13 protein-coding genes are annotated in these 14,131 nt (G+C 70.4%); 6 read left to right on the top strand and 7 right to left on the bottom strand.

Annotated elements, in window-relative coordinates:
* Positions 1–228: 228 nt before the first annotated feature.
* On the bottom strand, positions 229–1,128 hold the full coding sequence (locus tag QE399_RS00735; RefSeq protein ID WP_309831876.1) for a YicC/YloC family endoribonuclease: 900 nt from the start codon (positions 1,126–1,128) through the stop codon (positions 229–231).
* A gap of 88 nt (positions 1,129–1,216) precedes the next feature.
* On the opposite strand from QE399_RS00735, the gene QE399_RS00730 reads away from it, so the two are divergent.
* The 5 genes from QE399_RS00730 (at position 1,217) to hemW (ending at position 6,102) form a co-directional block, all read left to right on the top strand.
* Complete coding sequence (locus QE399_RS00730) at positions 1,217–2,233, top strand: serine/threonine protein kinase (protein WP_309825403.1); 1,017 nt, start codon at positions 1,217–1,219, stop codon at positions 2,231–2,233.
* Entirely contained in the window at positions 2,230–3,132 is a 903-nt protein-coding gene (locus tag QE399_RS00725) for a PP2C family protein-serine/threonine phosphatase (protein WP_309825402.1), read from the top strand. The genes QE399_RS00730 and QE399_RS00725 overlap by 4 nt, the downstream gene beginning before the upstream one ends.
* Positions 3,133–3,382: 250 nt before the next feature.
* On the top strand, positions 3,383–4,111 hold the full coding sequence (gene rph / locus QE399_RS00720) for a ribonuclease PH (RefSeq protein WP_309825400.1): 729 nt from the start codon (positions 3,383–3,385) through the stop codon (positions 4,109–4,111).
* 45 nt (positions 4,112–4,156) lie between these two features.
* Positions 4,157–4,774 (top strand): RdgB/HAM1 family non-canonical purine NTP pyrophosphatase, encoded by a 618-nt coding sequence (rdgB, locus tag QE399_RS00715; RefSeq protein ID WP_309825398.1) that lies wholly within the window; start codon positions 4,157–4,159, stop codon positions 4,772–4,774.
* A gap of 92 nt (positions 4,775–4,866) precedes the next feature.
* On the top strand, positions 4,867–6,102 hold the full coding sequence (gene hemW / locus QE399_RS00710; protein ID WP_309825396.1) for a radical SAM family heme chaperone HemW: 1,236 nt from the start codon (positions 4,867–4,869) through the stop codon (positions 6,100–6,102).
* Between the two features lie 492 nt (positions 6,103–6,594).
* Here the strand turns inward: hemW and QE399_RS00705 are convergent, their stop codons facing one another.
* On the bottom strand, positions 6,595–6,918 hold the full coding sequence (locus tag QE399_RS00705) for an I78 family peptidase inhibitor (protein WP_309825395.1): 324 nt from the start codon (positions 6,916–6,918) through the stop codon (positions 6,595–6,597).
* A 181-nt stretch (positions 6,919–7,099) separates the two neighbouring features.
* A complete protein-coding gene (locus QE399_RS00700) occupies positions 7,100–8,608 on the bottom strand; it encodes an SPOR domain-containing protein (protein WP_309825393.1) in 1,509 nt (502 codons plus the stop codon).
* Positions 8,609–8,737: 129 nt separating this feature from the next.
* Between QE399_RS00700 and QE399_RS00695 the strand changes: the two genes are divergently transcribed.
* Positions 8,738–8,962, top strand: a complete 225-nt coding sequence (locus tag QE399_RS00695) for a hypothetical protein (RefSeq protein ID WP_309825391.1) — start codon at positions 8,738–8,740, stop codon at positions 8,960–8,962.
* Positions 8,963–9,019: 57 nt separating this feature from the next.
* Here QE399_RS00695 and QE399_RS00690 read toward each other — a convergent pair whose 3' ends face one another.
* The 4 genes from QE399_RS00690 to QE399_RS00675 all read right to left on the bottom strand — a co-directional run bounded on the left by QE399_RS00690 (position 9,020) and on the right by QE399_RS00675 (position 14,129).
* On the bottom strand, positions 9,020–9,778 hold the full coding sequence (locus tag QE399_RS00690; protein WP_309831874.1) for a Crp/Fnr family transcriptional regulator: 759 nt from the start codon (positions 9,776–9,778) through the stop codon (positions 9,020–9,022).
* 189 nt (positions 9,779–9,967) lie between these two features.
* Positions 9,968–11,800 (bottom strand): nitric oxide reductase activation protein NorD, encoded by a 1,833-nt coding sequence (locus QE399_RS00685; RefSeq protein WP_309825390.1) that lies wholly within the window; start codon positions 11,798–11,800, stop codon positions 9,968–9,970.
* Between the two features lie 40 nt (positions 11,801–11,840).
* Positions 11,841–12,674: a CbbQ/NirQ/NorQ/GpvN family protein gene (locus QE399_RS00680; RefSeq protein WP_309825388.1), complete on the bottom strand. Its 834-nt coding sequence runs from the start codon at positions 12,672–12,674 to the stop codon at positions 11,841–11,843.
* Positions 12,675–12,698: 24 nt separating this feature from the next.
* On the bottom strand, positions 12,699–14,129 hold the full coding sequence (locus tag QE399_RS00675) for a cbb3-type cytochrome c oxidase subunit I (RefSeq protein ID WP_309825387.1): 1,431 nt from the start codon (positions 14,127–14,129) through the stop codon (positions 12,699–12,701).
* Positions 14,130–14,131 lie beyond the last annotated feature (2 nt).

The raw sequence follows: 14,131 nt of genomic DNA, 5'->3' as shown, positions 1-14,131 counted from the left end.
TCCACCCGCCGGCACTTCTCAAGAGGGCGCCCAAGGGGTTTCCCTAGCGCCCGCCACATGCCGGGCCCAGGGCGTCCGCCCCGGTATGAAAGTGATCACCACGGCATCTGCGGATGCCTTCGCTTGCTCAAATGGTGAAGTGCTGCTGCCTGGGACGGCGCTGCCCCAGGGAGCGGCCGTGCGCCGCGGTAAATGCCCGTTGACTGGAGCACCCCGCGGAGCGCTTGCTCACTCGATGTTCTGCACCTGCTCGCGCATCTGCTCGATCAGCACCTTCATGTCCACGCTGATGCGCGTCAGGTCCAGGGCGGCGGATTTGGAGCCCAGGGTGTTAGCTTCGCGGTGCAGTTCCTGGATCAGGAAGTCGAGCCGCTTGCCGATCTCGCCGCCTTTCTTGAGCAGGCGCTCGATCTCGTCCAGATGGGATTCCAGTCGCGTGACCTCTTCGGCCACGTCGATACGGATGGCGAAGGCCGTGGCCTCGGACAGCGCGCGGTCCTGCGCGGCCTCGGGTGCTACGGCGCCTTCGCCGAGCGCCATGGCTTCCTTCCAGCGCTCCATGAAGCGCTGGCGCTGCTGCTCCACCAGTTGCGGAACCAGGGGCACGGCCTGGCGGGCCAGGGCACGCAGTTGGGACAGCCGGTCCTGCAGCATGGTGGCCAGGCGCTTGCCTTCGCGCTCGCGGGCGAGCAGCAGATCATCCAGGGCGTCCTGGGCCAGCGCGGGAAGGACCGCGTCCCAGTCCTCGGCGGCACCGCCGGCACCGGCGCCCGCACACAGGCGCAGGGCGTCGGCCACCGTCAGCGGAGCGGCCTGGGGCAGCCAGGCGCGGACGGCGTCCTGCAGGCTGTTGAGACGCTGGAGCAGGCGCGGCGCTGGATCCGGCAGGGCGCCGGCGTCGTCGCTTTCGATGAAGGCGCGCACCTCGACCTTGCCGCGCTTGAGACGGCCCGTGAGGAGGCTGCGCAGGGCCGGTTCCTGGGCGCGCAACTCGTCCGACAGGCGGAACGACAGATCCAGGAAACGGCTGTTGACGGAGCGGATTTCCAGGCCCAGGCGCCGGTGGCGGCCCTCTGCGTCGGAGCCTGCCGAGGGCGCGGTGTGCTGCGCGCTGGCGTATCCGGTCATGCTGTAAACTGCCATGGGACTTTCGGTGTTGCTTGCGATCCGGCGATTATCCGGGTTCCCGTTCGCGCACGAGCCATCTCCGCCCAATATGTCCAAGATCAAGCCGGCGCCTCTGCCGCCAGATACCGTGATCGGCGGGTACCGCGTGGTCCGCCGGCTGTCGTCCGGCGGGTTTGGCGTGGTGTATCTCGCCACCGACGCCGACGGCCAGCAAGTCGCCGTCAAGGAATACCTGCCGTCCTCGCTGGTGGCACGCGCCCCCGGCGAACTGTTGCCGCGGGTGCCGCCCGAAAAGCTCTCGCTGTACCGCCTCGGGCTCAAGAGCTTCTTCGAGGAAGGGCGTTCGCTGGCGCAGATCTCGCACGCCTCGGTGGTGAGCGTGCTCAATTTCTTCCGCGAGAACGAAACCGTCTACATGGTGATGAACTACCTGGAGGGCGCCACCCTGCAGGACTTCATCATCACCGCACGCGACCTCAAGACCCAGAAGGTCTTCCGCGAATCCACCATCCGCTCGCTGTTCGACGAGGTGCTGCGGGGCCTGCGCATCGTTCACCAGCACAAGATGCTGCACCTGGACATCAAGCCCGCCAACATCTTCATCACGGACGACAACAAGGCCGTGCTGATCGACTTCGGCGCCGCGCGCGAGGTGCTGTCCAAAGAGGGCAACTTCATCCGTCCCATGTACACCCCCGGCTTCGCCGCGCCCGAGATGTACCGCCGCGATTCGCAGATGGGGCCTTGGACCGACATCTACGCCATCGGCGCCTGCATCTACGCCTGCATGCAGGGTTTTCCGCCCAACGAGGCGCCGCAGCGCGCCGAGAAGGACCGCCTGTCGCTGGCGCTGACCAAGCTGCGGGGCGTGTATTCGGACAACCTCATCGAGGTCGTCGAGTGGTGCATGGCGCTGGATCCGCTCTCGCGTCCGCAGTCCGTGTTCGCGCTGCAGAAGGAGCTGAGCCGCGAGGGCGAGCGCCGCTACACCAAGCTGAGCGTGGGCGAGCGCATGCGGCTGCAGCTGGACACCCTGGTGACCGACACCAAGAAGAACGTGCAGAAGGTCGGTGACGCCACCGGCCTGGCGGGCCGCGCCAAATGAAGTTCTCCGTCTTTCAGGTCAGCCGCCGGGGCGGGCGGGAGAAGAACGAGGACCGCATGGGGTATTGCTATACCCGCGAGTCCGGCCTGTTCGTGCTGGCCGATGGCATGGGCGGACACCCTGAAGGCGAGGTGGCGGCGCAGATCGCCATCCAGACCGTGTCCGCGCTGTTCCAGCGCGAGGCCAAGCCGGCCTTGTCCAGCGTGCCGGACTTTCTCGCCTCGGCCCTGCTGGCCGCACACCACCAGATCCTGCGCTATGCCAGCGACAAGGGCATGGCGGATTCGCCCCGCACCACGCTCGTCATGGCCGTGGTGCAGGACGGCCGCGCCCACTGGATCCACTGCGGCGATTCGCGTCTGTACATGGTGCGTGCCGGCGAACTGGTGACCCGCACGCGCGACCACTCGTACCAGGAGCTGCGGGCCGCGGCCCTTCCCGGCATGGACAAGTTCAACCGCAACGTGCTCTTCACCTGCCTGGGCTCGCCCACCAAGCCGATCTACGACGTGACCGGCCCCGTGCCGCTGTCGCAGGGCGACCGGCTGCTGCTGTGCTCCGACGGCCTGTGGGGCGTGCTGGACGACACCTTCATCGCACGCGGGCTGGGCCGGCAGACGGTGGCCAACGCCGTGCCCGACCTGGTCGAGGACGCGCTGCGCAAGGCCGGCGACACCAGCGACAACGTGACGGTGGTGGCCATGGAGTGGGAGACGCCGGACACGTTCCAGTCCACGCAGGGCGTGTCCACGGACAGCATCAGCGAGGATGTGTTCGCCTCCACCATTCAGGCAGGGCCGCTGGACGGGTTCGTGGACGACCTCGACGACGAGGCCATCGAGCGCTCGATCGCCGAGATCAACGAGGCCATCCGCCGCTCGGCCGCGCGGAAGGCATGAGGCCACTGCCGGGGCCGCTGCACGCGGCCGCCTACCTTTTCGCGCACGGTGCGGCCTTTCGGGACGCGGGCCGCGCCAAGGCGGCCGCCCCTTTCTTGTCGCTGGCCCGGCGCCAGGTCTTGGGAAGCGGTGGGCACCAGGCCGATGCAGGCGCACGCGCGGCGATCGCGGCCCTGACCTGAGGCGGCCGAGCCCCTACACCAACGCTCCGCGCATGCGCGGGGCCTTCTTGATTGACACTGGAAACACCATGACCCCCTTTCTTCGCACCGGCGGCCGCGCCGCCGACCAGCTGCGCCCCGTGCGCATCACCCGCCGCTACACCATCCACGCCGAGGGCTCGGTGCTGATCGAGTTCGGCAACACCAAGGTGCTGTGCACCGCGTCGGTGGAGGAGCGCGTGCCGCCGCACAAGCGCGGCAGCGGCGAGGGCTGGGTGACCGCCGAGTACGGCATGCTGCCGCGCTCCACGCACACCCGCAGCGACCGCGAGGCCGCCCGGGGCAAGCAGAACGGCCGCACGCAGGAGATCCAGCGCCTGATCGGCCGCAGCCTGCGCGCGGTCTTCGACCTCAAGGCCCTGGGCGAGCGCACCATCCAGCTCGACTGCGACGTGATTCAGGCCGACGGCGGCACGCGCACGGCGGCCATCACTGGCGCCTGGGTGGCGGCGCAGGACGCGGTCTCCCAGCTGATCGTCCAAGGCAAGATCGCGGCTTCGCCCATTACGGCGCCGCTGGCGGCGATCTCGGTGGGCATCGTGCAGGGCACGCCGCTGCTGGACCTGGAGTACGTGGAGGACGTGGACTGCGACACCGACATGAACGTGGTCATGACCGGCGCCGGCCACTATGTCGAGGTGCAGGGCACGGCCGAGGGCGTGGCCTTCACCCGCCAGGAGATGGACCAGCTGCTGGCGCTGGCCGAGAAGGGCGTGGCCGAGCTGGTCGCGCTGCAGCAGCAAGCGCTGCAAGATTGATAGCTACCGGCGCTTGATGGGTAAGCGCCAAAGGCAGATTTGACGATGAAACTGGTACTCGCATCCAACAACCGCGGCAAGCTGGCCGAACTGCAATCCATGCTGGCGCCGCTGGGCGTCGAACTGGTGCGCCAGGCCGATCTGGGCGTGGGCGAGGCCGAGGAGCCCTTCCACACCTTCGTGGAGAACGCGCTCGCCAAGGCCCGCTTCGCCGCGCAGCACACCGGCCTGCCGGCGCTGGCCGACGATGCCGGCCTGTGCGTGGACGCCTTCGGCGGCCTGCCGGGCGTGCAGACGGCGTACTACGCCACGCAGTTCGGCTACGAAAAGGGCGACGACACCAACGTGCAGGCCCTGCTGGAGCAGATGGCTGGCATCGACCAGCGCCGCGCCGCCATGGTGAGCACTCTGGTCGCCGTGCGCAGCCCGCATGACCCGGAACCGCTGATCGCCGTGGGCCGCGTGGTGGGTGAGATCGCCCGCGAGCGGCGCGGCACCAACGGCTTCGGCTTCGATCCGATCATGTTCATCCCCGAGTTCGGCAAGACCTTCGCCGAGCTGCCGGTGGAGGTGAAGAACGCCCACAGCCACCGCGGCCGCAGCGCGCAGCAGATGCTGGCGCTCATGCATGAGCGGTGGTTTGCGGGCGCTCCTGAAAAGTGAGCTGGTTGCGCTTGTTTCATGAGCAATTGCGATAGATTTATCTTTGAAATCGAGATGCAGCAAGCGCAAGTAGCTATGGTTTTTGATATCCGATGACGATCCCCATCCACCCTGCCACCGCTGAGGCCGCGCCCGTGCGCGACGTGCAGCACTACATGCGCCCCGGCCTGCTCCAGCTGCAGAGCCTGCCGCCGCTGTCGCTGTACGTGCACCTGCCGTGGTGCCTGAAGAAGTGCCCGTACTGCGACTTCAACTCGCACGAGGCCCGCGCCGGCGCTGAGGCCCTGCCCGAGGGTCGCTACCTCGACGCGCTGATGGCCGATGTGGAGGCCGCGCTGCCGCTGATCTGGGGCCGCACGGTGCACAGCATCTTCATCGGCGGCGGCACGCCCAGCCTGTTCGCGCCTGCGTCCATCGACCGCCTGCTGGGCGGCCTGCGCGCGCGCCTGCGGCTGGAGGCGGATTGCGAGATCACTCTGGAGGCCAACCCCGGCACGTTCGAGAAGGACCGCTTCCGCGCCTACCGGGCGGCCGGCGTCACGCGGCTGTCGGTCGGCGTGCAGAGCTTCGACGACCGCTTCCTGAAGGCGCTGGGCCGCGTGCACGACCGCGCGCAGGCACTGGCTGCCATGCACGAGGCGCGCGAGGCCTTCGACACCTTCAACCTCGACCTGATGTACGCCCTGCCGGGCCAGACCCTGGACGACCTGGACCGCGACCTGCAGACCGCGCTGGACCTGCAGCCGCCGCACCTGTCCATCTACCACCTGACCATCGAGCCCGGCACCTACTTCGCCAAGTACCCGCCCTTGGTGCCCGAGGACGACATGGCCTACGCCATGCTCGACCGCATCACCGAGCGCACGGCCGCGGCGGGCATGCAGCGCTACGAAATCTCCGCCTATGCGCGCGAGGGCCATGCCTGCTGGCACAACACCAACTACTGGCAGTTCGGCGATTACCTGGGCATCGGCGCGGGGGCGCACAGCAAGCTCAGCTTTGCGCACCGCGTGGTGCGGCAGGTGCGCTTTCGCGAGCCCGGCCTGTACATGGACAACGCGCTGGCGGGCCGCGCCGTGGCGCAGGACGAGGACGTGCGGCGCGCCGACCTGCCGTTCGAATACATGCTCAATGCGCTGCGCCTGCGCGACGGCTTCGCGCTGCAGGACTTCACCGCGCGCACCGGCCTGCCGGTGACCGCCATCGCCCGCGGCCTGGACGAGGCCGAGCGCAAGGGGCTGATCGAGCGCTCCATGGGCCACGTGCGCCCGACGGAGCGCGGATTCGACTTTCTCAGCGACCTGCAGGCGCTGTTCCTGGCCGACTGAAAGGCGTACGCGGCGCAAGGTGCCGGGGCGCGCGCCGCCGATCTGTCGTCAGCCCAGGTGCGACGGCGTGGCATTCGGGCGCCTGCCCGCGGGCCGGCGAATCGATCCGCCGTAAGAACGTGTTGACGCTCTCGCAGGGGTCGCGTTGGAGCGCCATCGGGATGAGTGGAGGCTGCGGGTGCGCCGCATGGGCTCGTGCCCATGCAAGCGGCCGGGGCCTTCAATCGCCCGATTTCGCATCAACCCGAAGGGCAGCGGAGTGGGCGGGCGGTCTGCGGCGTTGCGGCGCTGGTGGATAACCGGGCTATCCACTGCGCACCGCGCCTTGCATCCATCCCGCCCGCACCGCTGCGCAACCCCTGGGAGATCGTCAACACGTTCTAAGCCGTTCGGCCTCGGCCTTTGGCTTCTGAATGCGCTGGTGTGGGGTGGCGGCATGCCGCCGGGCACCGGCCACGGCAGGCCGGCCCCGGCAAGCCGCCCGTCAAGACATCAGCCGCAGCGCACGGCGGTGATGCGGCCCGTGCCGTCCACCTCCAGGTTCAGCCGCTGGGCGTCAAACTCCTTGGTGATCATCTGGCCGGGGCGCAGTACCCGGGCCATCTGCGCGCCGGAGCGCACGCGGGCGTCCTCGACCACCTTGGCCGTGCTGTTCTGGCCCACCAGCCCCTTCGCCCCCTGTGCGTCGCAAGTGCCTCCCACCGGGCCGGTATTGGCCCCGATGACCGGCGGCTGGGTGCCCAGCGGACCGGTGCCGGTGCAGCCGGCGGCGAGGGCCAGGAGGGCGAGGGCGGAGGCGATACGAAGGGGGCGCATGGTGGCGGTTCCTTGAGTGTGTTGTGTAGCGGTCGAGTGTGAAGAAGGGCCGCAGGGCCCGCGCGGTGCGCGGCGGGCCTGCCGGTACCCAGCCACGACAGTGTGCACGGACCTTAGCCGAGCGCGTCCTCAGCTGCCGTCACCAGAGGTAACGCCGGCGCGGCGCGGGCCGGGCAGCCGCTCACTGCAGGGCCGCGGCCGCTTCCAGTTCCATCGCGCGGATGGTGGCGACGGCGGCATTGGCGTCTGATGTGGCGGTGAACGGTCCCACGCGCACGCGGGTCAGCTGGCGGCCGGTGCTGCGCTGGGTGACCTGGGCCGTGCTCGACGGCAGGCCGTTGGCCAGCAGGCGGGCGTGGGCGCGGCGCGCATTGGCCGGATCGGCGAACAGCCCGACGTTGATGAATAGCTGTCGCTCGGCCGCCCCGCCTTCCGGCAACGGCGGCAGTGCGGCAGCGGCCGTCAAGACGGGCGCGGGGGCCGGCGCCGGGGCGGCCTGCGCTGCTGCGGACGGAGCGCGCCGGTTGCCGGAAGCCGTGGCCGCCCGCCGGGGGGCTGGAGCGGCCGCGCTGGCGGCCGGAGCGGCGGCCGATGCGGGGGCTTGGGCGACCGGGGCGATCGAGGTCGCCCTTGGCGCAGCGGACGCAGGGGCTTGAGCTGGCAACGCAGCCGACGCTCGCGCTGGCGTTTGTGCAGGAGCGGGAGCAGAAGCACGAGCCGCCGGACCAGGTGCGGGCGCCGGTGCGGCTACGGGGGAGGGGCCAGAGGCCGGCGCGCTTGCCGGTACTGCCGCCGGTGAGCGTGCCGAAGCCGGCGCAGGTAAGGATGCAGGTGCAGGTGCAGGTGCGGCAGGTTCGCTTGCTGCAGCGGCCCCATCGCTGGCTGGCATTGCGGGCAGGGAAGCTGCCGCCGTAGCCGGCGCAGCGGCAGCGGTCGCTGCACTGTCCGCAGCGGTGGGGGCTGGCGTCGGCGAATCCGGCGCGGCTGCGGGCGCTGCCGCACCGGTCGATGCCGCGGCCACGGCTGGCGTGCTGGCGGACGGCATCGCGTTAGCCGCCACGGGGGCGCCCGGGGCGGGGCCTGCGCGCAGCCGCTCCAGCGCGGCGCGGCCATCGCCCGGCAGCGCGAACCAGAGCGCGGCGACCAGGCCGGCCAGCGCTGCGTTGGCTGCGACGAAGGCCATCAGGCGGCGACGCGTGGGCGCCTGCTGCTCCAGGCGCTGGCGGGCCTGGGCGAGCGTGGGCGCCTCGGACAGGGCTTTGGTGATCTTCTTGCGGACCTCGGCGTGCATGATGGCGTCGCCGTACAGGCCGGGCAGCACGCTGGCGGCGAACAGCCATGCCAGCCCCAACCCGGCGAGCACGGGCAGCGGCAGGTCCAGCCACTGGTAGCCCAGCACGAACACGAGCAGGGCCACGCCTTCCAGCGCCGCCACGTACACCAGGGCTGCGCCCCAGAGCTGGCGGAACACCATCCAGTTGAGCGTGCACAGGGCGGCGGCCGAGTTCCAGCCGGTCAGGCGGCGGCCGGTGTCGTCTTCGCGCTCGAAGAAGGACAGATAGCGCTCGGTGTGCAAGGGTCCGATGGCGGCGCGGTACAGCGCGGGCATGGCGCCGCCCTCGGCGCGGCGCGGAGCGGCCATGGCAGGGGCGGGAGAGGCGTCTGCCGTATAGGCTGTCAGGGCTTGCATGGCCCCAGATTCTGGCATGGGTCGCCGGCGCTGCCGCACCCGTCGTGGGGAAAGCCCGGACCTCGGTGATCGCCAGTGCGCGGAACTTGCCGACCACGGCACGGTCTGCTGAACGGAAGGAGCGCCGAGATGCCGATGAAATTGTTGCTGGGGCTGTCAAGCAGCCGCCTGCCCGTCTCCATCACCGAACCGCAGGAGATCGACAAGCTGCGCCTGCTGCGCGCCGCGGGGCTGGTGGCTGCGCTGCTGCCCGGCGTGCGGGCGGCGGCACCCGTTGCACGCGTCCTGGCGATCACCCGCAAGGGGCGCCAGGAACTGCAAGGCCCGGCCGTCTGCGCCGCCACGCGCGCCTAGGCTGGAGTGGCTGCGCGCAGACCCCGCCCCGTCCGCCCCGGTACCGTGCCCGGCGCCTCAATGTACCGTGTGCTGCGCCAGTCCGGTGGCGTCCAGGATGTGGATGTCGCGGTTGTCGATCTGGATGAGACCCTTGGCCTCCAGGTCGTGCAGCACGCGCGAGAAGTATTCGGGCGTGAGCGACAGGCGCGAGGCCAGCGTGGCCTTGCTCACCGGCAGCGACACGCAGCGCGGGGGGGCTGGCGGAAGGGGCGCCGACGCGGCCCGGCCCGGGCTGCCGCCGGGGGCGGTGCCGGCCGTGGCGGGCGCGGCTTCCTCGGGCAGGTCGTTGAGCAGGTAGCTGATGACCCGGTCCATGCCGGAGCTCAGGGCGTAGGCCTGCACGTCGTGCACCAGGCCGTGGAGCCGGCGCGAGATGCCGGCCAGCATGCGCAGCGCAAACCGCGGCTCGCTTTCCACCTCGCGCACCACGGCGTGCTTGCCCACGCTCAGCAGCAGCGTGTCCGTCAGGGCCTGCGCGTTGATGATGTAGGGCTTGTCGGTGAACATCAGCGCCTCGGCAAAGCTGACGCCCGGGCCGGCCAGTTCGATGACTTTTTCCTGCCCGGCCGGGGACAGGGCGAACAGCTTGATCTGGCCCACCACCGTCACATGGAACTCCTCGCAGGGCATGCCCACGCGGAACACGCTGTCGCCGCGGCCGAAGCGGCGCAGGCGGCAGCCCTCGGCCAGGCGCTGCAGCTCGGCCGGCGCCATCTCCTGGAACAGGGGCAGCGCCGACAGGTAGCGGGGAATATCGAAGTGCGAGGTTTCCATCATGGGCTTTCGGCTCTCTGGGATCTGCTGCATTTAAAGGGAGTTCTGCATGCATGTTTATGACCGAAGGCAAATCCTGGCCGCTGCAGCCGCCCGATTGGCCGGTGGTGTTGCTTTGGCGCAATCCGCGGGCCGGCGGCGGGGGAACTTCGGCCGGGGGCGGTGCGCCAGGCGCGGCGGCCGGGCGCTTCAGGCCCGGGTCAGCTGCGCGTAGACGCCGGTCAGGCGGTGCACCAGTTCCTGCGGCCGGTGCACCAGGGCATAGCCCTGCTGGCCGAAGAGCAGCGGCAGGTAGTCGTGCGCCGCCTGGTCGATGGTGATGCAGAAGGGCGTCAGTCCGGCGCTGCGCGCGGCCTGCACGGCATGGCGGGTGTCTTCCAGGCCGTAGCGGCCCTCGTACACGTCCAGGTCGTTGGGCTTGCCGTCGGTCAGGATCAGCAGCAGGCGCTGCCGCTCGGGTCGGCGCGCGAGCTGGGCCGTGGCATGGCGGATGGCGGCGCCCATGCGGGTGTAGTAGCCGGGCTTGACGGCCTGCACGCGGGCCTGGACGGCGCCGGTCCACGGCTCGGCAAAGTCCTTGAGGTGCTGGATGCGCACATGCTGGCGCCGCACGGAGGAAAAGCCCGCCATCGCGAAGGCGTCGCCGCTGTCGGCCAGGGCGTGGCCGAAGACCAGCAGCGCATCGCGGATGACGTCGATCACCCGCGCCTCGGGCGTGGCGTAGGCGTCGGTGGACAGTGACAGGTCGGCCAGCAGCAGCGTGGCCAGGCTGCGTTCGGCGCGGGTGCGGCGCGTGAACACGGCCGGCTCGCCGTCGTGGGCGTTGCGGGCGGCGTGCACGTGGTGCCGCACCCAGGCGTCCAGGTCGATCTCTTCGCCCTCGGTGCCCGGGCGGGAGCGTGCAGGGGCGGCGCGCAGCGCCTCCAGCCGGCGGCGCACGCGCCGGGCCGTCACCCGCAGGGCCGGGGGCATGGGCGATGCCGGGGCGGTGGCCGCCACCATGCGCTGCACGCTGCAGTGCTCCGGCAGCAGGCGCTGCGTGCGGAAGTCCCATTCCGGATGGCGTTCGCCGGGGCCGAGCGGCGCGTCGTCCTGCGCGGCACTGGGCAGGTCCAGGTCGAACCGCACACGCGACGCTGCGCGCCGGCCGTCCTGCGCGATGGCCAGCGTGTCCATGTCGTTGGCGGCAGCGATGGCGTTGCCGTCGTCTTCGTCCTCGTCGGCCCGGTTGACGCGGGTGAATTCACCCCAAGAGAGGATGGACTCGGCCCGGAAGCACAGGATCAGCGGCGCCTGGTGGCGCTCGTCCTGCACGCGCTCGGCATGGCGGCGCTGGGCGTCCTGCACTGCGGGCGGGGCGCTGGGCCCGGCGTCGTCGGTGGCGGCGGTGCGTGCGGCGGCGCCCGTTGCCGCCGCGGCGCCCGCGTCGAGCCACAGCCAGACCGGTGCCACGTCCCGCTGGCGAACCGCGGGTGAGGCCGCTCCACCCATCTCTCCGTGGAGGGCGGCGCGGACGGCGGACTCGGCCACCAGCGCCGCGCCGCGCAGCAGGCCTGCGCCAGGGCGTTGCGCCAACTGCGCCGCGACCAGCGCGGCGTGCCGCGCCCGCCAGCCGGGGAAGGTGGCCAGGGTGGCCTGTGTGGCCCGCAGGTTGTCGCCGATCCAGTCGCCCGTGGGGCGCAGGTGCGCGGCCAGGGCGGCCAGCCACAGGTAGAGATGGCGGTTGAGCGCAGCGTCGGGGAAGGCCGCGATCTGCGGTGGCAGGGCCAGCACCTCGGGCTGCCACTGCGCCAGCGTGGCGTGCGTGCCGCTGCCGGCCAGGCGCTGGAGCACGCCGCGGGCGCCCCCGATGCGCGAGGCGCCGGCCGGTGCGATGCGCGTCCCGCCGGAGCCGCCGCCCGCACGGAACAGCAGGGCGATGGCGCCGCGCATGGCCTCCAGCGTGACGGTGGCGTCGGCGTGCCGGCGGTCCGCAGCGCGGGTGATCAGGCGGTGCCATTGCTGGCCGACCCATTCCTCCATGGCGTGCTTTCTGAGCGGGTTGTTCGGGCGCGTCGCGGCGTCAGGCGGCGGGTGCCACCACGGCGCCCACCACTTCATCCAGGGCCGCGGCGGTGTCGGCGTCGTCGGTGAGCGCGTCCACGATGGCGGCGCGGCAGGCGGCGTGCAGGCCGATGCCGCTGGCATGCAGGCGCCCGGCCATCACCAGCAGGCGGGTGCTGGCGGTTTCCTCCAGATCCTGCTCGGTCAGGCGGCGCAGCGCACCGGCCAGTGCCACCAGCTGCTGCGCCACGGCGGCGGGCACGCCCGCCTCGCGCTCGACGATGGCCTGTTCCACCGCGGCGCCGGGATAGCCGAAGTTCAGGGCCACGAAGCGCTGGCGCGTGCTGGGCTTGAGGCTCTTGAGCAGGTTCTGGTAACCGGGGTTGTAGCTCACCACCAGCATGAAGCCGGGAGCGGCGGCCAGCTGCTCGCCGGTGCGCTCGATGGGCAGCACGCGGCGGTCGTCGGCCAGCGGGTGCAGGATGACGGTGGTGTCCTTGCGGGCTTCCACCACCTCGTCCAGGTAGCAGATCGCGCCGGTGCGCGCGGCGCGGGTGAGGGGGCCGTCCGTCCAGACGGTGCCGGTGGGGGCGATCAGGTGGCGGCCGACGAGGTCGGCCGCGCACAGGTCGTCATGGCAGCTGACGGTGACCAGCGGCCGGCCCAGCCGGGCCGCCATGTGCTCCACGAAGCGCGTCTTGCCGCAGCCCGTGGGGCCCTTGATGAGCACCGGCAGGCGCTGCTGGAATGCATGGGTGAACAGCGCCACCTCCTGCGCCTGGGCGGCGTAGTAGGGCAGGGCGCCATCCGCCGCCGGGGCGGGCTCGAATTGCAGCAAGTCGCTGTGGTCCATGGCAGGGCTCCTTGGGCTGGCGCGTCAGGCGCTTGCGGGCTGGCCGCGCAGTGCGGTGCTGCGGTCGCCCGTCACCGGCGTGCCGCCGACGAAGAAGCTGGCGAAGTAGGTGAACTGGCCGATCAGGAACACCACGCCGCCGCCCACGCGCACCCAGTAGAACAGCCGCAGCTCATCCTGCGTGGCCATGAAGCCCAGGGCGTTGGTCTCGGGCAGGCGCTGCAGCCAGACCTGCACCACGCCCGCGCCGGTGAGGGCCAACACCATGATGGACATCCCGATGGTCATGATCCAGAAGCTCCACATCTCCACGGCCTGGGCCTTGCGGCTGTTGGCCAGGCGGCCGCGCATGGTGGGCATGGCGTAGCTGATGAGCGTGATGACCACCAGCACGTAGGCGCCGTAGAAGGCGAGGTGACCGTGCGCCGCCGTGATCTGCGAGCCGTGCGTGTAGTAGTTGATGACGCTGAGCGTGTGGATGAAGCCCCACAGGCCTGCGCCCAGGAAGCCCACCACGGCCGTGCCCACCGCCCACAGCACGGCGGCCTGGTTGGGGTGCTCGCGCCGGCGGCGCTGCACCATGTTGAAGGCGAACACCGTCATCATGAAGAACGGAATCGGTTCCAGCGCCGAGAACACGCTGCCGATCCAGTGCCAGTAGCCCGGCAGGCCGATGAAGTAGAAGTGGTGGCCGGTGCCCAGGATGCCGGTCATCAGCGCGAAGGCGATGATCACGTAGAGCCACTTGTCGATCACCTCGCGGTCCACGCCGGTGGTCTTGACCAGCACGTAGGCCAGCAGTGAGCCCAGGATCAGTTCCCACACGCCTTCGACCCACAGGTGGACGACGAACCACCAGTACATCTTGTCGCGCACCAGGTTGTGCGGGTTGACGAAGCTGAACAGGAACATCAGCGCCAGGCCCCACAGGCCCATGAGCAGCACCACGGAGATGCTGGTCTTGCGGCCCTTGAGCACGGTGAGCGTGATGTTGTAGAGGAAGCCGAGCGCCACCACGACGATGCCGATCTTGGTGGGCAGCGGCTGCTCCAGGAACTCGCGCCCCATGGTCTGCAGCAGGTCGTTGCCCGTCAGTTCAGCCAGCTTGGCATAGGGCAGGGCGAGGTAGCCCACGATGGTGAGCGCGCCGGCCACGAGGAAGATCCAGAACAGCACCACGGCGAGCAGCGGACTGTGCAGCTCGGTCTCGGACTCTTCCGGCACGATGTAGTAGGCCGCGCCCATGAAGCCGAACAGCAGCCACACGATCAGCAGGTTGGTGTGCACCATCCGCGCGATGTTGAACGGGATGTAGGGGAAGAACAGGTCTCCCACCACGTACTGCAGGCCCAGGGTGATGCCGAAGATGATCTGGCCGGCGAACAGCGCCATGGCCGCGATGAAGTACAGCCGCGAGACCGACTGGCTCTTGTATTTGAGGACGTCGTTTGTCATGA

The organism is Paracidovorax wautersii (assembly GCF_031453675.1).
Lineage (GTDB): Bacteria > Pseudomonadota > Gammaproteobacteria > Burkholderiales > Burkholderiaceae_C > Paracidovorax.
Note: the sequence above shows the minus strand (reverse complement) of the source record. Positions and strands in the feature narration are given on the sequence as shown.

Coding starts and splice junctions, on each gene's coding strand:
- QE399_RS00735 (WP_309831876.1), bottom strand. CDS start 1,128: ATGACCGGATACGCCAGCGCGCAGCACACCGCGCCCTCGGCAGGCTCC.
- QE399_RS00730 (WP_309825403.1), top strand. CDS start 1,217: ATGTCCAAGATCAAGCCGGCGCCTCTGCCGCCAGATACCGTGATCGGC.
- QE399_RS00725 (WP_309825402.1), top strand. CDS start 2,230: ATGAAGTTCTCCGTCTTTCAGGTCAGCCGCCGGGGCGGGCGGGAGAAG.
- rph (WP_309825400.1), top strand. CDS start 3,383: ATGACCCCCTTTCTTCGCACCGGCGGCCGCGCCGCCGACCAGCTGCGC.
- rdgB (WP_309825398.1), top strand. CDS start 4,157: ATGAAACTGGTACTCGCATCCAACAACCGCGGCAAGCTGGCCGAACTG.
- hemW (WP_309825396.1), top strand. CDS start 4,867: ATGACGATCCCCATCCACCCTGCCACCGCTGAGGCCGCGCCCGTGCGC.
- QE399_RS00705 (WP_309825395.1), bottom strand. CDS start 6,918: ATGCGCCCCCTTCGTATCGCCTCCGCCCTCGCCCTCCTGGCCCTCGCC.
- QE399_RS00700 (WP_309825393.1), bottom strand. CDS start 8,608: ATGCAAGCCCTGACAGCCTATACGGCAGACGCCTCTCCCGCCCCTGCC.
- QE399_RS00695 (WP_309825391.1), top strand. CDS start 8,738: ATGCCGATGAAATTGTTGCTGGGGCTGTCAAGCAGCCGCCTGCCCGTC.
- QE399_RS00690 (WP_309831874.1), bottom strand. CDS start 9,778: ATGGAAACCTCGCACTTCGATATTCCCCGCTACCTGTCGGCGCTGCCC.
- QE399_RS00685 (WP_309825390.1), bottom strand. CDS start 11,800: ATGGAGGAATGGGTCGGCCAGCAATGGCACCGCCTGATCACCCGCGCT.
- QE399_RS00680 (WP_309825388.1), bottom strand. CDS start 12,674: ATGGACCACAGCGACTTGCTGCAATTCGAGCCCGCCCCGGCGGCGGAT.
- QE399_RS00675 (WP_309825387.1), bottom strand. CDS start 14,129: ATGACAAACGACGTCCTCAAATACAAGAGCCAGTCGGTCTCGCGGCTG.